This window comes from Chitinophaga vietnamensis (genome assembly GCF_902167635.1).
GTDB lineage: Bacteria > Bacteroidota > Bacteroidia > Chitinophagales > Chitinophagaceae > Chitinophaga > Chitinophaga vietnamensis.
Genome location: NZ_CABHMS010000009.1, coordinates 202270 through 220191 on the forward strand (window position 1 = coordinate 202270; position 17922 = coordinate 220191).

At 50.1% G+C, this 17922-nt stretch carries 17 protein-coding genes; 9 read left to right on the forward strand and 8 right to left on the reverse strand.

The window, feature by feature from the left end:
• Positions 1-86 precede the first annotated feature (86 nt).
• From FPG75_RS22710 to argS, 3 genes are all read left to right on the forward strand, one after another.
• Positions 87-1448: an OmpA family protein gene (locus FPG75_RS22710; RefSeq protein WP_143310297.1), complete on the forward strand. Its 1362-nt coding sequence runs from the start codon at positions 87-89 to the stop codon at positions 1446-1448.
• 100 nt (positions 1449-1548) lie between these two features.
• Positions 1549-2133 carry a porin family protein gene (locus FPG75_RS22715; protein WP_143310299.1) on the forward strand — a complete coding sequence of 195 codons (585 nt, stop codon included), beginning with the start codon at positions 1549-1551 and terminating at the stop codon, positions 2131-2133.
• A gap of 119 nt (positions 2134-2252) precedes the next feature.
• On the forward strand, positions 2253-4181 hold the full coding sequence (gene argS / locus FPG75_RS22720) for an arginine--tRNA ligase (RefSeq protein WP_143310301.1): 1929 nt from the start codon (positions 2253-2255) through the stop codon (positions 4179-4181).
• 267 nt (positions 4182-4448) lie between these two features.
• Here argS and FPG75_RS22725 read toward each other — a convergent pair whose 3' ends face one another.
• From FPG75_RS22725 to lepB, 3 genes are all read right to left on the reverse strand, one after another.
• A complete protein-coding gene (locus FPG75_RS22725) occupies positions 4449-5372 on the reverse strand; it encodes a tetratricopeptide repeat protein (protein WP_143310302.1) in 924 nt (307 codons plus the stop codon).
• A 75-nt stretch (positions 5373-5447) separates the two neighbouring features.
• Positions 5448-5933: a cytidine deaminase gene (locus tag FPG75_RS22730; protein ID WP_143310304.1), complete on the reverse strand. Its 486-nt coding sequence runs from the start codon at positions 5931-5933 to the stop codon at positions 5448-5450.
• A 64-nt stretch (positions 5934-5997) separates the two neighbouring features.
• Positions 5998-7188 (reverse strand): signal peptidase I, encoded by a 1191-nt coding sequence (gene lepB, locus FPG75_RS22735; protein ID WP_143310306.1) that lies wholly within the window; start codon positions 7186-7188, stop codon positions 5998-6000.
• Positions 7189-7301: 113 nt separating this feature from the next.
• Between lepB and FPG75_RS22740 the strand changes: the two genes are divergently transcribed.
• The gene (locus tag FPG75_RS22740) at positions 7302-8192 is read left to right on the forward strand and encodes a MerR family transcriptional regulator (protein WP_143310308.1); all 891 of its coding nucleotides are present in this window, start codon (positions 7302-7304) and stop codon (positions 8190-8192) included.
• Here FPG75_RS22740 and FPG75_RS22745 read toward each other — a convergent pair.
• The 3 genes from FPG75_RS22745 to FPG75_RS22755 are packed head-to-tail and all read right to left on the reverse strand — an operon-like array spanning position 8189 to position 10207.
• Positions 8189-8839: an alpha/beta hydrolase gene (locus tag FPG75_RS22745; protein WP_143310310.1), complete on the reverse strand. Its 651-nt coding sequence runs from the start codon at positions 8837-8839 to the stop codon at positions 8189-8191. The two genes, FPG75_RS22740 and FPG75_RS22745, sit on opposite strands and share 4 nt — an antisense overlap.
• Positions 8832-9008: a helix-turn-helix domain-containing protein gene (locus tag FPG75_RS22750; protein ID WP_143310312.1), complete on the reverse strand. Its 177-nt coding sequence runs from the start codon at positions 9006-9008 to the stop codon at positions 8832-8834. Before FPG75_RS22750 ends, FPG75_RS22745 begins: the two co-directional genes overlap by 8 nt.
• A 14-nt stretch (positions 9009-9022) precedes the next feature.
• Positions 9023-10207 carry a sigma-54-dependent transcriptional regulator gene (locus FPG75_RS22755; RefSeq protein WP_143310314.1) on the reverse strand — a complete coding sequence of 395 codons (1185 nt, stop codon included), beginning with the start codon at positions 10205-10207 and terminating at the stop codon, positions 9023-9025.
• A 97-nt stretch (positions 10208-10304) separates the two neighbouring features.
• On the opposite strand from FPG75_RS22755, the gene FPG75_RS22760 reads away from it, so the two are divergent.
• The 3 genes from FPG75_RS22760 to cysM are packed head-to-tail and all read left to right on the forward strand — an operon-like array spanning position 10305 to position 12625.
• Complete coding sequence (locus tag FPG75_RS22760; protein ID WP_143310315.1) at positions 10305-10868, forward strand: GrpB family protein; 564 nt, start codon at positions 10305-10307, stop codon at positions 10866-10868.
• A 59-nt stretch (positions 10869-10927) separates the two neighbouring features.
• Complete coding sequence (locus FPG75_RS22765) at positions 10928-11734, forward strand: serine O-acetyltransferase (protein WP_143310317.1); 807 nt, start codon at positions 10928-10930, stop codon at positions 11732-11734.
• 9 nt (positions 11735-11743) lie between these two features.
• Positions 11744-12625 (forward strand): cysteine synthase CysM, encoded by an 882-nt coding sequence (cysM, locus tag FPG75_RS22770; RefSeq protein ID WP_143310319.1) that lies wholly within the window; start codon positions 11744-11746, stop codon positions 12623-12625.
• Positions 12626-12679: 54 nt separating this feature from the next.
• On the opposite strand, the gene FPG75_RS22775 is transcribed toward cysM, so the two are convergent.
• A complete protein-coding gene (locus tag FPG75_RS22775; RefSeq protein ID WP_143310321.1) occupies positions 12680-13663 on the reverse strand; it encodes a pyruvate dehydrogenase complex E1 component subunit beta in 984 nt (327 codons plus the stop codon).
• Positions 13664-13802: 139 nt separating this feature from the next.
• On the opposite strand from FPG75_RS22775, the gene FPG75_RS22780 reads away from it, so the two are divergent.
• Positions 13803-14432 (forward strand): hypothetical protein, encoded by a 630-nt coding sequence (locus tag FPG75_RS22780; RefSeq protein WP_143310323.1) that lies wholly within the window; start codon positions 13803-13805, stop codon positions 14430-14432.
• Positions 14433-14537: 105 nt separating this feature from the next.
• On the opposite strand, the gene FPG75_RS22785 is transcribed toward FPG75_RS22780, so the two are convergent.
• A complete protein-coding gene (locus FPG75_RS22785; RefSeq protein WP_143310324.1) occupies positions 14538-15713 on the reverse strand; it encodes an acetyl-CoA C-acyltransferase in 1176 nt (391 codons plus the stop codon).
• A gap of 161 nt (positions 15714-15874) precedes the next feature.
• Here FPG75_RS22785 and dnaG point away from each other — a divergent pair, with 161 nt between their 5' ends.
• Positions 15875-17842 (forward strand): DNA primase, encoded by a 1968-nt coding sequence (dnaG, locus tag FPG75_RS22790; RefSeq protein WP_143310325.1) that lies wholly within the window; start codon positions 15875-15877, stop codon positions 17840-17842.
• Positions 17843-17922: the final 80 nt, after the last annotated feature.

Genomic DNA, 17922 nt, shown 5'->3' on the forward strand with positions numbered 1-17922 from the left:
CCCAGCCTCCATTGTCACTATTTCATTCCTAACCTCAATGATTTCATGTAATAAATAGCAATTGTGTAACCTAACCTTCAGTTCTTATGAAAAGATCCATTCTATGGCAGGCCGCGTGCATACTGCTGGCAGTATCACCATTCACCGGCCGTGCCCAGGACCAACAGTCCACTACACTAGCCCCGGAAGCTCCGCTCTTTCACGGAGCAAAAGACTTCAAAAAATGGTCCATTGGCGTTAACGGCGGCATATTGGCACCCGTGGTGATCACAGGTGGCAGTAACGATTTCACCAAATGGAAGGCATCAGCAGGTTACGGCGCATACGTGAAGTACCAGATCCTTCATTTCCTCGCACTCCGGGCCGACTATGTAGGCGGCAAGCTCCAGGGTGACAACAGCAAAAATCTCGGCAATGGCATGCCTCCTAACCGTGCTTACAGTTCCTTCGACACGAAATTAAAATGGACAGGTACCCTCAATGCCGTGTTCAATATTACTACAGTGAACTGGCTCACCCGCAAAAACTTTGTACTGCTCTATGGCTCTGTGGGCGGTGGTTTGGCAGGATACAGCCCCACCATTACCCCTGCCGGTGGCGGCAGCCCCATTGACTATAAACCGGGCGGCAGCATCACCGAATTGATCATACCAGTAGGCGCCGGCCTCAAATTCAGGCTCTCTGAATTTGTAAACCTCGACCTCGGCTATACGATGTATTATGTAGATGCTGACAACCTCGATGGCTATAACTACGGCCCCAATAAAGACAAGTTCTCCTACGGCCACGCAGGCCTGGAATTTATGCTGGGCAAGAAAGGCCGCCCGCAGCTGCAATTCCATAACCCCGCCGCCGCTATGTACGACGAACTGGAAGCCCAGAAGAAAAACCTCGAAGCCCAGCTGGCGGCTGCCAATCAGAACAATGCCAGGTTGACGGCCGACGTAGATAAACTGACAAAAGACTCCGATGGCGACGGCGTGTCCGACTTCTTCGATAAATGCCCCGGCACACCGCAGGGCGTGAAAGTAGACGGCTCCGGATGCCCGCTGCCAGTACCTGAAGTAAAGAAGGAAGAAGAAAAAATAGTTATAACGGAAGAGGATACACGCGTAGTGAAAGAAGCCATCCAGAACCTGGAATTCGACTTCGCTAAAGCCAGCATCAAGCCACACTCCTATGCTGCGCTGGATCGCGTGGCTGAACTGCTGAAACGCAAAAACCTCAACCTGAAACTCGCCGGCCATACCGACAACGTAGGTAACGCTAAACGTAACCTCGCCCTGTCAAGGGAAAGAGCCGAATCTGTTAAATCCTACCTCGTATCCAAAGGCGCAAACGCTTCCAAGATCGAAGCGGTAGGCTATGGCTCCACCCAGCCGATCGCCAGCAACAAAACTGCTGCCGGCCGTCAGAAAAACAGAAGAGTGGAATTCACTATATTCTAAAATTGCAATCAGATAGGTCGCGCAATTGCGCGACCTATCTGATTAATTTCTCTTTCCGGCATGTTTCTTGGAGCCCCTCTGCCTACAAAATAAACATATCATGAAAAAACTTATTCTGTCTGGCATACTCGTAATAGGCGCTATGCTGGCAGTAAAGGCCCAAGAGATCAATTTCGGCGTAAAAGGCGGTCTCAATCTCGCCAAACTTACCAACAGCGATAACGCTAAAACCCGCGCCTCTTTCAATGCCGGCGGTTTCGTTAACATCGGGCTCAATGAATCCTGGGCCATCCAACCCGAACTGATGTACTCCGGCCAGGGCGTTAAATACAAAAGGAATATCGCCGGCCTGTTCACCACCGAAAGCACACTCAAAACAGATTACATCAACATCCCGGTAATGGTGCAGTATAACATCGTACCTTCTTTTTATGTAGAAGCCGGCCCGCAGGTAGGCTTCCTCGCCGGTGCAAAAGTGAAATCCGGTAACAACAGCACCGATTTCAAAGATTACATGAGAACGGCAGACTTCTCACTGGGCCTGGGTTTCGGCTACAAGCTCGATATGGGCCTGGGCATCTCCGGCAGGTATAACTTCGGTCTTACCAATGTTTACAAAACCGACAAAATAGACCTGAACAGCAAGAACTCCGTTGCACAGATCGATCTATTCTATACTTTCTAATTACGAATTACGGATTAAGAATTACGGCCCATCATGCAGATCTGCATGATGGGCCGTAATTCTTAATCCGTAATTCGTAATTCATACTATATTTGCTGCTCGCATTAACCAATTTCAGCATGAGTGTTGTACAATCTATCAGAACGGCCGCAGTGGCCGCCATTCAATCGCTTTACGGCCAACAGGTAACGGAAGGAGATATTTCTATCAATATCACCAAACCTGAGTTCGAAGGCGAATATACCATTGTTGTGTTCCCGTTTACAAAATTCAGCCGCCAAAAACCGGAAGAAACCGGCCAACGTATCGGCGATCACCTGGTTGCCCATCATCCTGAATTGATCGTACGATTCAATGTGGTAAAAGGTTTCCTCAACCTCGTGATCAACGACGCTTACTGGACACAGTTCGTACAACAGCATTATACCAACCGCAACATCGGCGTCCAGCCTGCTAATGGGAAAAAAGTAATGGTGGAATATTCTTCTCCCAATACCAATAAACCACTGCACCTGGGCCACCTGCGTAATAATTTCCTCGGTTATTCTATCTCCGAAATACTGAAGGCAAACGGGTTTGAAGTGATCAAAGCCAACCTCGTCAACGATCGCGGCATACATATCTGTAAGTCGATGCTGGCATGGCAGCTCTTCGCACATGGCGATACGCCCGCTTCTACCGGCATCAAAGGCGATCACCTCGTGGGCGACTACTACGTGAAATTTGAATCTGTGGTGAAAGAACAGGCCGAACCTATCATCGACCGTGTACTGGAAAGTGACTTCCGCGATTTTGAAGGCGCAGAAACAGAGAAGCTCGAAAAGCTTGTAAATGCCCTGCACAAGCCGGAAGTGAAGGAAGATAAAGAGAAGGCAGCGAAGATCATGGACGACATCAAAGAGTTGTCGCGCAATAAAACAGAGATCATGCAGCAAGCCAAGATCATGCTGCAACAATGGGAGGCCGGCAACCCCGAAGTGCGGGAACTGTGGGCCACCATGAACGGTTGGGTGTATGAAGGCTTCAATCAAACTTACAAAGCCCTTGGCATCGACTTCGATAAAATGTACTACGAAAGCGAAACCTACCTGCTCGGGAAAGACCTGGTGGAAGACGGTTTGCGCAAGGGCGTCCTCTTCAAAAAAGAAGATAACTCCGTGTGGATCGACCTCACTGCCGATGGCCTGGACGAAAAGCTCCTGCTGCGCGGCGATGGCACCTCTGTGTACATGACGCAGGATCTCGGCACGGCACGACTGAAGTACAACGACTACCACATGGATGAAAGCATTCACGTGGTAGCAGATGAACAGAACTACCACTTCAAGGTATTGCAGCTGATCCTGGAGAAGCTGGGCGAGCCTTCTGCGCCGGGCATCCATCACCTCAGCTATGGCATGGTGGAACTGCCGCATGGCCGCATGAAAAGCCGCGAAGGTACTGTAGTAGATGCAGATGATATGATCGTGGAGATGGTGAACACCGCTGCTGAAAAAACCAAAGAATCCGGCAAGAAACTGACGGACTTCTCCGACGATGAACTGCAACTGCTCTATGAAACCGTGGGCCTTGGCGCGATGAAGTTCTTCCTGCTGAGAGTAGATCCTAAAAAGAAAATGATCTTCAATCCGGAAGAATCCATCGACCTGCATGGATTCACCGGGCCTTTCATACAATACGCTTACGCGCGTATCAGGTCTATCCTTCGCGAAGTGGGGCCTGTAGCGGATCTTGAAACATTCCGTTATCAAGGCGAATTGCTGCCGCTGGAAAAAGAACTGATCATCCTGAATGAACAATTCCCGGGCATACTGGCAGATGCTTACAAAGAGATGAGCCCTGCTGTAGTGGCCAACTATGCCTTCCAACTGGCGCAGTTGTTCAACTCTTTCTATGCAGAAAAGGTAGATGGCGTACCTACTTATTCCATCCTCAGAGCGGCCAGTGAAGAAAAGAAAAAACTGCGTTTACAGATCATCACGCTCACAGCGCATACCATTGCACAAAGCATGAAGATGCTGGGTATCCGCGTACCGGAGCGCATGTAGTCGCGCAGAGATTTAGGGATTTACGGATTTACGGATTTATGGATTTATGGATTTAAATCAAGAAATCCGTAAATCCATAAATCCCTAAATCAAAAAAACGCTGCGGGCCTTTCGAACCGCAGCGTGTGGCAGCTTGCAGCCACCGTGGCCAAACTGCCGAAGAAAATACCACAGCAAGCAGCATAGCGAAAAAGGAGCTTGCCTGTCCTTAATACGCCGTTTTTTAATTCTCTTCACTGTGGCAAATGATATTTGTTGTAACCTTCCTTATAATTTTTCTTTATCGATCCCTATTGCCAATGCCTTGTCACACAGCGTTGTTCCTTTCTCCTGCTCTCCCATGCCCATATAGGATTTGCCCAACATGAACATGACGAAAGCGTTGCCTGGCTGTAGCCGCAGCAGGTGTTCCCATTGCGTGGCGGCTTCTTTGAATTGATTATTTTGATAACAGGCATGCGCCAGGTTGTATAGTATCATTTCATCGTCGGACTGGAGTTGTTGCGCCTTGCGCAGGTCGCTGATGCCGCGTTCTGTTTGTTGCAGTTGTATCCAGGTAACGCCGCTGTTGAAGAAGAACAGCGCATCCTGCGGATATCCAAGGCTGGCGGCCTTTTCAAACGATGCTGCTGCCGACGTGTAGTCGCCAACGTTATAATACATTAAACCAGCCTGAAACCGGCTGATGCTATGCTTTTGATCCAGCTTTAATACCGCTTCGTAGAAGCGGATGCTTTCGGAGTAGTTGCCCAGTTGTGCATAGAGTTGTGCCAGTTGAAAGGGAATATCCTTGTTGGCCGGTTCTTCTATCCTGGCTTGTTGCAGCGCTTCCAGCGCCTCTTCGTATTGCCGCAGGTAATAGCAGCTGAAGCCTATCAAACGGCTGGCGGTGGCGGCGCCCAGCTGCTGCGCCTTGCGGCCATAGCGCAACGCTTCTTCATATGATCTACCTGCAAAGTAAATGTCTCCCAGCTCACTATAGGCAGCAGTAAAGTTGCTATCGGCCTTGATGGCAGCTGCAAAGCGCTGGCGGGCCGCTTCGAGCTGTCCGTTTTTTTTCAGGGCGATACCTGCTTTGTAAAGCTGAATGGCTTTCGGGTGCGTGTCCGGGAAAGGCCCTGCCCATGCGGCTTGCATGCCTGTCATGCTGATGGCAAGAGATATACACAAGACGTATAGGGAGGTTTTCATGAATGGCGCGTTGCTGTCTTCTTACAAATATAAATAATAAATAATTTATTTTATTATTTATTTAACGAGAGAAGATCAGCCCAGGTCGGAACTGCTGAAAGACAGTGGGAGCAAGTCATTCGCCCTTTGTACCACATATACTTTTCCACTCAGGCCGCCGAGGATCAGGCGGATGGGTTCTTGCTGGCGGTGCTCATATTCTGCGAGTGCCTGACGGCACATGCCGCAGGGAGAGATCGGATGTGAACTATCGCCATTGATGTTATGATAGCTGATAGCGATGGTATCGATGGCAACATCAGGATATACGGAAGATGCGGCGGCCAGCGCTACTCTTTCAGCACAGATGCCGACGGGGAAAGAGGCATTTTCCTGGTTGGAGCCGGCGATGATTTCGCCATTCACCAATCTGATCACAGCGCCTACCTGAAAATGAGAATAAGGAGCATAAGCATGTTGGGTTACATCACGGGCTTCTTTCAGCAGCCAGGCATCGGCATCGTGGAGGCCGGTGATATCGTCGTAGACGAGGTATTCGAATTGCTGCAATTGTTTATCCATAGAAAATAAAAATGGTGAATAAAGATAGTTCTTTATTCACCACGTTGAATATTTTGCAGCGCTTTTACTTGATACCTCTGAATAGCCTGCTCCAGCGGATACCGCCTTCGCCATAGCTCATCCAGATCATCCAGGCTTTACCAACGATGTGATCTTCCGGAACGAAGCCCCAGAAGCGGGAATCCAGGGAGTTATTGCGGTTGTCTCCCATCATCCAGTAGTAGTTCATCTTGAAAGTATAGGAGTCGGCGGGCTGGCCGTTGATGATGTATTTACCATCTTTCTTTTCAAAAGTATTGCCTTCGTAAACACGGATAAGACGTTCGTAGAGTGCGATATTGCTTTCATCCAGCTTCACGGTAGCGCCTTTCTTCGGGATGTAAAGCGGGCCGAAATTCTCTTCTGTCCATTTGTAATGCACCGTATCATGCGGGAACACCATGTTGTAGTTGAAATCTACATAGTTGGCTTCTTCAAATACGGTTACACTTTTCACGATCTGGCTCATATCGCGGAGCGCGGCCACGTTGGCAGGCGTGAGGTTGTATACGAATTTGTTGCCGTCGAGCGGTGTATTTTCCGGGTTGATGCCCATTTCTTCCAGGCGGCTGGCATTGAGCTGGTCGCCGGTAGTTTCAACGATATAGCGGTGCTGGCTGCCTGGCGGAACCGGCGCGGCTTGCCCGTTGATGAATACGGCGCCATGTACGATGCGGATGGTATCTCCTGCCTGCGCCATACAGCGTTTGATATAGTTCTCGCGTTTATCTACCGGGCGATGGAGGATTTTGAAATTATCGTGCACGGCCTGCCAGCCGTTCTGTCTTACCATATTGTAGTAATCCGGATCCGGAGAGTCGATGGCTACCGTATCGCCTTCGGGGAAGTTGAACACTACCACATCATATCTTTTCACATCGCTGAAACCCGGCAGGCGCTTATATTTCCACTGTACGGCTTCGGAATAGGCCGGCGTGGATTTGGTAAGCGGTAAGGTATGATGCACAAATGGCACTGCCAGCGGCGTCATGGGGATACGAGGCCCATAGCTGATCTTGCTCACGAAGAGGAAGTCGTTTACCAGCAATGTCTTTTCCATGGAAGGCGTAGGGATCGTGTATGCCTCGAAGATGAAGGTGCGGATAAGCGTGGCTGCTATGATAGCGAATACGCCAGCGTCTAACCATTCTCTTGCCGTAGATTTCTTTTTCTTTGGCTGACCATCTTTATTTTTTTTCCAAAATGCCAGGTTCATTCAATTGCGCTTGTTAAATGCTTAAAAAGGCAAATATAATATACTGCAACCGGCTTGCCGCTATTCCCATAGAAAAAGTTTTCTTAAAAATAGCTTAATCTTTTGCCGTACATTTGCCCACGTTACTATACCTTACATTGAACAGGTTTACCATTAAAGATATCGAAAACTTCACAGGTATAAAAGCGCATACGATACGCATCTGGGAACAACGCTATCAGCTATTTAAACCAAAACGAAAAGATACGAACCACCGGGTATATGATAGCGACGACCTGAAAGCCCTCCTCCGTATAGCCTACCTGTACCACCACGGGATCAAGATCTCGCGCATAGCTTCTTTGTCTGAAGCAGAACAAAACAACATTTCACTGGAGATCGCCAGCGAGAGCCATGGCTACGAAATTCATATCAATGACCTGATCAATGCCACTCTTGATTATGATACGCTGCGCTTCCAAACCCTGCTGGACAAACTATTACAACAGGAAGGCTTTGAAACCGGCATCACCAAGGTGATCTATCCATTCCTCGAAAAGATAGGCGTGCTTTGGCTTACAGGCAGTATAAGCGCGGCGCAGGAACATTTCTGCTCCAACATTATCCGTAACAAGATGATCGTAGCGATTGAGCAGCAATCGATGAATTACGCGTCTGATGAGCATTTCCTGCTTTTCCTGCCGGAAGGCGAGTTTCATGAGATCCCCTTGTTGTTCACCCATTACCTTCTCAAAAAGAATGGCCGCATGGTCACCAATTTCGGCGCCAACGTGTCCGTGGAAGACCTGCTCCCTTTCCTAGCGCAACGCAAAGTCACGCATATCTACACGCATCTTCTCACCAGCATGACGCAACAGGCCCTGGAAGCCTTTGTACAGGCTTTATACCAGTTGTACCCACAGGTAGAGATATGGCTATCCGGGCCACCATCGCGGTTGCCAGCCATTCCGGTCTATAAAAATGTACGGGTGATACGCTCGATGAGCGAGTTATTGGCGCTCTAAAGTACTTTCGCCAGGATATCACTAACCGCTCCCGCCCTGTTGAGCACCATAAAGTGGCCGGCGCCGGGGATCACGTGCGTAGGCTTCACAAAGCGCAGCGGAAAAGGCTGATCTTTTTCACCGTGAATATGTACGATGTTAGCGGGCACTGTATCATTCTCCCAATGCAGGATAGCATCGACCGCCCAGCGGAGATAATTGTAATCTCTCTTCTGTAAATATTCGTTCACCAATGCACGTTCTTCAGGCGTTTCAATATCCAGGAAACGGGTAACGATGAAATTTCTGCGCTGGTAGAGGATCTGATCAGGTAATTTGTTCAGGCCCAGTTTGCGGACCCAGTTGTAATAGGGCGGTTTTTCGCGGGTATGCTTGATACTGGAGAGGATGATATTTCTGGCCACGGGCCTTATTTTGGCGATCTCGAGGCTCATGATGCCACCGAAAGAAACACCGAGGATATTAACGGGGCCTTCAGCAGTGATGCCTTCCGCCATGCGGGCGGCATAACTGCTGAGCGGCTCGTTGTGCAGTGGTGCGATCCACTTCAGGTAATGCACTTCGTAGCCTTCCGGGTATTGCAGCCGCTGGAAGATACGTTCGTCGGCTCCCAGCCCGCTGATCAGGTACAAATGCTTTTTATTCATCCTGTTGTGGTTTCTGAATATTGTAACGTTCCAGTTTGTTGTAGAGGTGACTCCGCTGGATGTCCAGCTCCTGGGCCGTTTTCGTCATATTCCATTGGTTTTTTTCGAGCATGAAGCGGATGAAGATCTTTTCTATCTCATCACGAAAATCATGCAGCTTTGAAAGCACCAGCAGGTCGTCGTTTAAGAACTTACTTTTTTTTTGTCGCGGTTAGGCACCACGAAATCATCTACATCTTCTGCCGAGATCGTTTTCCCGGAGAGGATGACAAGGCGTTCCACCACGTTGCGGAGTTCGCGGATATTACCGGACCAGTTGTGATTTTGCAGCGCTTTCATGGCATCTTTATCGATGTTCTTGCGCGCGATACCGTATTCCGTGCAAACGCTGTCCAGGAAGCTATCTACGAGCAACGGCACATCGTCGCGGCGATCGTTGAGAGAAGGTACATGAATGAGGATCACGCTCAGGCGGTGGTAGAGGTCTAGGCGGAAATTTTTCTCATCTACTTCTTTGAGCAGGTCTTTGTTGGTAGCGGCTACCACGCGTACGTCTACGCTGATCTCTTTATCGCCGCCTACGCGGGTGATCTTGCCTTCCTGTAAAGCGCGGAGCACTTTGGCTTGCGCGCTGAGGCTCATATCGCCGATCTCGTCGAGGAAGAGGGTGCCGCCGCTGGCCTGTTCAAATTTGCCGATGCGTTGTTTCACGGCAGAAGTGAAGGAACCTTTTTCGTGACCGAACAATTCACTTTCTATGAGTTCACTGGGGATGGCAGCGCAGTTCACTTCCACCATCGGGCCGCTGGCGCGGTTGCTGAGCTCATGGAGCCAGCGTGCTACCAGTTCCTTGCCTACTCCGTTCTCGCCGGTGATGAGTACGCGGGCATCGGTGGGCGCTACTTTTTCCAGGGTATCTTTGATCTTGAGGATGGGCGTGGAGTTACCGATCATTTCCGGCACCTTGTTCACTTTGCGGCGCAGGGTTTTGGTTTCGGTGACCAGCGTGCTCTTGTCCATGGCGTTGCGCAGGGTGATAAGCAGGCGGTTGAGATCCGGCGGTTTTGAAATGTAGTCGTATGCGCCTTTCTTCACCGCATCTACAGCCGTATCGATGTTGCCGTGCCCGGATACCATCACGATGGGAATGTCGGGATTCACTTCCCTGGCCTTTTCCAGGAATTCGAGTCCGTCCATTTTGGGCATCTTGATATCGCACAATACAGCATCGTATTGTTTTTCCTTGAACATTTTAAAACCTTCCAGCCCATCTGCCGCTTCATCTACCTTATATCCCTCGTAACTCAAAATCTCCGTTAATGTTTTACGGATGCTTTTTTCATCATCAATTATTAAAATGTTAGCCATAGTCAGATTTAGAATTTATCAACAGCGGTCAAAAATAAAGATTAATCGGCAAGAAGAAGGAATATTAATTGCTAAAATTGCAGCTAAATAACGGACCATGAAGATAGAGATAATTCCTTACCAAGCGCGCTGGCCGGAAGAATATAAGTCGATTGTAACGGAGCTGAAGACGGCGGTAGGCCAATGGGCGCTGGCCTTCGACCATATTGGCTCTACGAGTGTGCCGGGCCTGCCGGCCAAAGACGTGATCGATATCCAGATGACGGTTGGCAGCCTGGATGTGCCGCTGGACGCGCCTTTGGCGGCACTGGGCTACCAGGCTTCCGTACGAGGCGTGATCGACCACCGCCCGCCGGGCCGCGATGATATTCCCGAAAAAGAGCTGGTAAAACGTATGTTTTTCAGGCCTTCCCGCCGCGTGCACCTGCATGTGCGGGTACAAGGGTATTTCAACCAGCAATATCCCCTGCTGTGCCGCGATTACCTGCGTACCCACCCTTATGCCGCGCATGCCTACGGGGAGATCAAACAGCAGCTGGCCAGGTATTTCCCCGATCATGAAGATGCTTACTACGATATCAAAGATCCTGTATTTGATCTCATCATGGAGGGCGCTTATGAATGGGAGAAATCCCGTGGAAATACGAATTTAGTCCACTAACTTTACAGGATTTATGCGTAATTTCATTCTCCATCATTTAGCTGTAATTCCATCCGCATATGAACGATGATTTTCTGGAAGAATTGAAGCGGAGACACCGATTAGCTGCGGCAAACGCCTACCCTGCCACCGGGGCCGTCAGCGACTTTGCCAACAACCTGATTAATTGGTTATTCCCCGAGCATACCGGCCAGGTGATGGCCGATCCTGTGATGCTGGAACAGTACGCACGTCAGCTGGAAATACAGCTGGAGCTGCTCTTACAGCCCATGCAGCGGCAATTGCCGGCTTCTTCAGAATCGTTGAGCCAGGCCTTCATGAAGCAGGTGCCGGCGATCTACGACGATCTTACCAAAGATGCCAGCGCTATGTACGAAGGCGATCCTGCCGCCACCTGTTTGTATGAAGTGATCCGGGCCTATCCCGGATTTTATGCGGTGGCTTTTTACCGCATGGCGCATGTACTGCAGCAATTGCAGGTACCTTTGCTGCCACGCATGATCACGGAGCTGGCGCATTCCCGCACGGGCATTGACATTCACCCGGGGGCGGTGATTGCGCCCTGGTTCTGTATCGACCACGGCACGGGTATCGTAATCGGTGAAACAACGGTGATAGGGCCGCATGTGAAGCTATACCAGGGCGTTACGCTCGGAGCGCTGAGCATTGAAAAAAGTATGGCGATGAGCAAGCGCCATCCTACCATTGAAGCGCATGTAGTGATCTATGCCGGCGCCACCATCCTGGGCGGCGACACGGTGATAGGCCATAACAGCGTGATTGGCGGCAATGTGTGGCTGATCAAAAGTGTGGAACCTTTCTCCCGTATCTACTATAAAGCAGCGCACAAGTTATCAGAATTATAATCAAGCATCATGGCCTCCATACTCGATCTCGTCGGTAATACACCGATGGTAGAACTGAAGAAAATAACCGTTAACCCGGCAGTCACCATTTATGCCAAGCTGGAAGGCACCAATCCTGGCGGCAGTGTGAAAGACCGTGCCGCCTATGGTATGATCAAGGGCGCACTGGACCGCGGCGAGATCAAGCCCGGTATGAAGCTGATAGAAGCCACCAGCGGTAATACCGGCATCGCACTGGCGATGATCGCCAACCTGTTCGGCCTCGAAATAGAACTGGTGATGCCCGCTGATGCCACCCAGGAGCGCGTGCTCACCATGCAGGCCTATGGCGCAAAAGTGGTGCTCACCCCCAAAGAGCAGTCTATGGAAGGTTCCATCGATTACGCCAACGAACAGGTAGCCAAAGGCGGCTATTTTATGCTGAACCAGTTTGCCAATCCCGACAACTACGGCATGCATTACCGCACTACCGGCCCCGAGATCTGGCGCGATACCCAAAGCCGCATCACGCATTTCGTGAGCGCGATGGGCACCACTGGTACGATCATGGGCGTTTCCCGCTATTTAAAAGAACAGAACCCCAACGTGCAGATCATAGGATGCCAGCCAACAGAAGGCGCTAAAATTCCCGGTATCCGCAAGTGGCCGGAAGCCTATCTGCCCAGGATATTTGAAAGACCGAGAGTAGACCGTATCATGGATATTTCGGAAGAAGAGGCGCGTACGATGACGAAGCGCCTGGCAAAAGAAGAGGCCATCTTTTGCGGGATGAGCAGCGGAGGCGCCGTGGCGGCGGCTTTGCGCGTGTCGCAGGAATTACGTAGTGGCGTGATCGTTAGTATCATCTGCGATCGCGGCGACAGATACCTCAGCAGCGATCTTTTTCAATAAAAAGCAAAGCGACGCGCATCAGCGCGTCGCTTTGCTTTTTATTGAATTTCGTCGTTATTTCTTCATGTACATCACTTCCTTCACCAGTTTCACGGTACGCTCGATATCGGGCAGGTACAGTTTCACCAGGTTGGGCGCATAGTGCATAGGCGCGTCTACAGCGGTGATGCGGCGGATCGGTGCATCCAGGTAGTCGAAACCTTCCTTCTGGATACGGTAGGTGATTTCGGAAGACACGCTGGCGAAAGGCCACTGCTCTTCCACGATCACGAGGCGGTTGGTTTTCTTTACAGATTCCAGGATAGTGAACCAATCCAGCGGACGGATCGTACGGAGGTCGATCACTTCTGCCTCAATACCTTCTTTGGCCAGCTCTTCTGCCGCGCCCAGCGCCACTTTCATCATTTTGTTGAAAGATACGATGGTCACGTCTTTACCAGCGCGTTTAATATCGGCTTTACCGATAGGGATGATGTATTCTTCTTCAGGTACTTCGCCCATATCGCCATACATCACTTCACTTTCCATGAACACCACCGGGTCGTTATCGCGGATAGAAGCCTTCAGCAGGCCTTTGGCATCGTACGGGTTGGAAACTGATACTACTTTCAGGCCGGGGATATTGGCATAGTAGCTTTCGAAAGCGGTAGAGTGCTGTGCGCCGAGCTGACCTGCAGAGCCGTTAGGGCCGCGGAAAACGATCGGGCAACCTACCTGGCCGCCACTCATGGCGAGCATTTTGGAAGCAGTGTTGAGGATCTGGTCCAGTGCCAGTACAGCAAAGTTCCAGGTCATAAATTCAATTACCGGACGCAGGCCATTTTGTGCAGCGCCCACACCGATGGCCGCAAAGCCCAGCTCTGCGATCGGCGTATCAATAACGCGTTTAGGACCAAACTCATCCAGCATTCCCTGGCTCACTTTGTAAGCACCATTGTATTCGGCTACTTCCTCCCCCATGAGAAATACGCGCTCATCACGGCGGAATTCCTCCTGCAGGGCTTCTCTTAAGGCTTGTCTGAAAGCTATCTGACGCATGCTATTCGTATAAAGTTTGAAAGTTTAATTGCCCGGTTCTCGATTGGGCAGGGCAAAAATATTGTTTGTTAGCGAAAAAGCAAAAGCCCTTTTAAAAATTGAATACATTTGATATATTTATATTTTCATATATGAAAAGATGATTACCATTACTGTCCTGACCTTATGCTTTCTGACGGCCCTTTCCTGCAAGATAAAAAAAGTGAAAGCGCCGGAATTTGCCGCCCTCGCCTGGTCGCTGCATCTCGTATTCCTCTTCTTCTCCATCATCTGCCTCTTGCTCATGCTCAACAGCTACGGCTTCAAAGGCACACAAACGGAGCGCGTATTCTTCACCCTCTATGCCGGCACAGGCATGCTGGTATATGGTTTCAGCCAACCGGCCATCAGCGCGCGGTATTATTATCTCGCCTGCTTTTTCGGGTTCCCCTTCGTATTGCTCTTCGGGCTGTTACTGCCGCCATTACGCACGCTCGCACTGGTAGCCGCCATCACTTTACTGTCGGACAGTGACTTCCACCGCTACGATATCGACAACGACTATGCCCTGCAAACCAAGACCAGCGGGATTTTGTCGAGATACCCGGAATACAGCCTGATTGAAGATAAATACTGGTTTTTTGAGAAGATCACACCTGACATAGTAAACCCGAAAGCGCCGCTACGGGCATTGAAGCTGATCAAGAAAGGAGAAGACAGCGTACGTATACAACTACTGGCCAGCGGCAGGAATATTCGTATAGACACCACCGTTATATTGGGGAATTGACGGATTTATGAATTTACGGATTTTTTGATTTAGGAATTTCTTGATTTGAAGGGAATTTCGGGTTCCCTCTAAATCAAGAAATCCGTAAATCAAAAAATCCGTAAATCAAGAAATTCTCTCAATAACTATCGCGCTGGCGCCGCCGCCGCCATTGCAGATGCCGGCTACGCCATATTTTGCGTTGTGTTGATGCAGGATGGAATTGAGCGTTACTACGATACGTGCGCCACTGCAACCGATCGGGTGGCCTAAGGCTACGGCGCCGCCCCATACATTCACTTTGTCCATAGACAGGTGCAGGTCTTTTGCATTGGCGATAGGCACGCAGGAGAAGGCTTCGTTCACTTCTATGAAGTCCATATCAGTTACTTTCAGTTTGGCTTTTGCCAGTGCGATGTTCACTGCTTTTACGGGCGTGGTGGTAAACCATTCGGGCGCTTGTGAAGCGTCGCCATAGCTCACGATCCTGGCCAGGGGCTTCAGTCCCAGCTCTTTTACTTTTTCACCGCTGGCCAGTATTACGGCGGCGGCGCCATCGTTGATATTGGAGGCGTTAGCGGCGGTGATGGTACCATCTTTCTGGAAAGTAGGTTTCAGCGTAGGTATCTTGTCGAAGATCACTTTTTTATAATCTTCGTCTTCACTGATGGTGGTCACTGTTTTACCGGGGATCTCCACGGGCACCACTTCTTCTTTAAAATATCCTTTCTCCCAGGCTGCAGCGGAGCGTTTGTAAGATTCGATCGCAAAGGCGTCCTGGTCTTCGCGGGTGATGTGGTATTCTTTGGCGCATAATTCGCCCGCATTGCCCATGTGAAAATCGTGGTACGGGTCCCAGAGGCCATCGCGGAGGATACCATCGATCACGCTGCCATGGCCCAGCTTGTAGCCGGTGCGGGCTTTATCGAGGTAGTAAGGCACAGCGCTCATATTTTCCATGCCGCCGGCCACTACGATATCGTTATCGCCAAGGAGAATACTTTGTGCACCGGCAATGATGGCTTTCATACCGGAAGCGCACACTTTATTGATGGTAGTACAAGGTACCGTGTTGGGGATACCTGCGCCAAGACTGGCCTGGTTAGCAGGCGCCTGTCCGAGGTTAGCGCTGATCACATTTCCCATAAACACTTCATTCACCTGGGAAGCCGCTACGCCGGCTCTTTCCAGCGCCGCCTTGATAACGGTAGATCCGAGCTTTGTAGCCGGAATACCCGATAACGCGCCATTGAAAGATCCTATCGGCGTGCGGGCAGTAGCTACTATAAATACTTCTTTCATCTGATAAATAAGATTGTTTGGCTTGTGGATAAATCTACCAAATATAAGAAATTACGAATTACGAATTAAGAATTACGGATTTGTGGGAAGACCTGTCAGATCTCCCCACAAATCCGTAATTCTTAATTCGTAATTCGTAATTTCCTATTTTTGCATTTGCTTTGATATCACAACAATCCATACAACAGATACTTGCCCGCATTGATATTGTGGAGATTGTAGGCTCGTTCGTGAAGCTGAAGAAGCGGGGCGCCAACTACCTCGGCCTCTGCCCTTTTCACAACGAGAAGAGCCCCTCGTTCACTGTATCGCCGAGCAAGGAGATCTATAAGTGTTTTGGCTGCGGCGCCAGCGGCAATACCATCAGCTTCATCATGGAGCATGAGAAGTATTCCTATGTAGAAGCCCTGCGCTGGCTGGCACAGAAATACCAGGTGGAGCTGGAAGAAACAGAAGTAAGCCCTGAGCTGAAACAACATCAGCAGCTGGCCGACAGTCTGTACATCATCAACAATTTCGCCCGCGAATATTTTTCTGATACGCTCTTCCACAATGAAGAAGGACAAAATGTGGGGCTTAGCTACTTTGAAGAACGCGGATTCACGGAAGAGACCATACGAAAATTCCAGCTGGGCTACTGCCTCAACACCCGCGACGCCTTTGTGAAAACGGCGCTGGACAAAGGCTACAACCTGGAATATCTTCAGAAAACGGGCCTGGTCACCATCCGTAATGAGCAGCCGGCGGATAATTACCGCGGCCGCGTCATCTTCCCCATCCACAATCAATCCGGTAAAATACTGGGCTTCGGTGCGCGCATACTGGTGAAATCCGATCGCGCCCCGAAATATATCAACTCGCCGGAAAACGAGATCTATGTAAAAAGCCGCGTGCTTTATGGGACCTATTTTGCCCGTCATGCCATCGACAAACTCAACGAGTGCCTGCTCGTGGAAGGCTATACCGATGTGATCTCCCTGCACCAGGCCGGCGTAGAAAACGTAGTGGCCTCCAGCGGCACCTCGCTCACGCAAGACCAGCTGCGCCTCATAAAGAAATATACCAACAACCTCACCATCATCTACGACGGCGACAGCGCCGGTATCAAAGCCGCCCTGCGTGGCCTGGATATGGCCGTGGAAGAAGGGTTGAACGTAAAGCTCGTACTGCTGCCCGATAAAGAAGACCCCGACAGCTATGTACAACGCATCGGCGCGGAAGCATTCCGTAATTTCATCCAGGAGAACAAGCAAGACTTCGTGCTCTTCAAGCTGCAACTCAGTATGCAGGAAGCGGGCAACGACAGCAATAAAAAATCACAGCTGGTAAACGAGATCGCAGAGACGATCTCCAAGATCGATAAGGCAGAAGACTTTACCCGCCAGCAGGACTACATCCGCCAATGCAGCCAGCTGCTGAAGATCGATGAACAGGGGCTCATCTTCCTCGTCAATAAATTTATCCGCGAACGCCTCGTGAAGCGCGAGCAACAACATGCCCGCAATCATCCCGAGCCAGCAGAAGACGCTCTTAGCGATGAGGCCATCGCCGCCATGGAAGCCGCTGAAACCGGCATCTCCATCGATTCGCTGCTGAATAAAGATGAGAAACAAGAGCGGGAACTGGTGAAGATACTGCTGCGCTTCGGCGACAAACCCTTCAGTGAAGAAGAGCAAAACACAGTGGCCGACTATGTTTTCCATCTCCCTTATGACTTTGAATCACTCGCAGATAGCGAGCTGGTAAAGCGCATCCTGCGGGAATACAAACAACTGTATGATGAAGGCAGCGTGCCCGATAAAAAGTGGTTCCTCTATCACCAGGACCAGGAACTTGCCAAAAGCATCGCGCTGATACTGGAAGACAAAGAAGCCGACCTGAGCGTGAACTGGAAAGAGCGCTTTGAAATTGATACGGTTTACGGCGACAACGCCTATCTGAAAGATACGATCTCCACTACCAATTATCTCATCCTGCGCAAGATCAAAAAGCTGATCTACGAGAACCAGCAGGAAGCCGAAAAAACCAGCGACATGGATCAGCTGCTGCGTTGCATGGAAATGCAGCAGCACCTGAAACAGCTTGAAAGGGAGCTGACGCAGGGCCTCGGTACTGTTATTTTCAAATGATTATTTTTTGCTACCAATATGCCGCCCCTACGGGGCGAGGTGTTAGTAGATACGCATAGCTACCAATATATCGCCCCTCC

Coding starts and splice junctions, on each gene's coding strand:
- FPG75_RS22710 (WP_143310297.1), top strand. CDS start 87: ATGAAAAGATCCATTCTATGGCAGGCCGCGTGCATACTGCTGGCAGTA.
- FPG75_RS22715 (WP_143310299.1), top strand. CDS start 1,549: ATGAAAAAACTTATTCTGTCTGGCATACTCGTAATAGGCGCTATGCTG.
- argS (WP_143310301.1), top strand. CDS start 2,253: ATGAGTGTTGTACAATCTATCAGAACGGCCGCAGTGGCCGCCATTCAA.
- FPG75_RS22725 (WP_143310302.1), bottom strand. CDS start 5,372: ATGAAAACCTCCCTATACGTCTTGTGTATATCTCTTGCCATCAGCATG.
- FPG75_RS22730 (WP_143310304.1), bottom strand. CDS start 5,933: ATGGATAAACAATTGCAGCAATTCGAATACCTCGTCTACGACGATATC.
- lepB (WP_143310306.1), bottom strand. CDS start 7,188: ATGAACCTGGCATTTTGGAAAAAAAATAAAGATGGTCAGCCAAAGAAA.
- FPG75_RS22745 (WP_143310310.1), bottom strand. CDS start 8,839: ATGAATAAAAAGCATTTGTACCTGATCAGCGGGCTGGGAGCCGACGAA.
- FPG75_RS22755 (WP_143310314.1), bottom strand. CDS start 10,207: ATGGCTAACATTTTAATAATTGATGATGAAAAAAGCATCCGTAAAACA.
- FPG75_RS22760 (WP_143310315.1), top strand. CDS start 10,305: ATGAAGATAGAGATAATTCCTTACCAAGCGCGCTGGCCGGAAGAATAT.
- FPG75_RS22765 (WP_143310317.1), top strand. CDS start 10,928: ATGAACGATGATTTTCTGGAAGAATTGAAGCGGAGACACCGATTAGCT.
- cysM (WP_143310319.1), top strand. CDS start 11,744: ATGGCCTCCATACTCGATCTCGTCGGTAATACACCGATGGTAGAACTG.
- FPG75_RS22775 (WP_143310321.1), bottom strand. CDS start 13,663: ATGCGTCAGATAGCTTTCAGACAAGCCTTAAGAGAAGCCCTGCAGGAG.
- FPG75_RS22780 (WP_143310323.1), top strand. CDS start 13,803: ATGATTACCATTACTGTCCTGACCTTATGCTTTCTGACGGCCCTTTCC.
- FPG75_RS22785 (WP_143310324.1), bottom strand. CDS start 15,713: ATGAAAGAAGTATTTATAGTAGCTACTGCCCGCACGCCGATAGGATCT.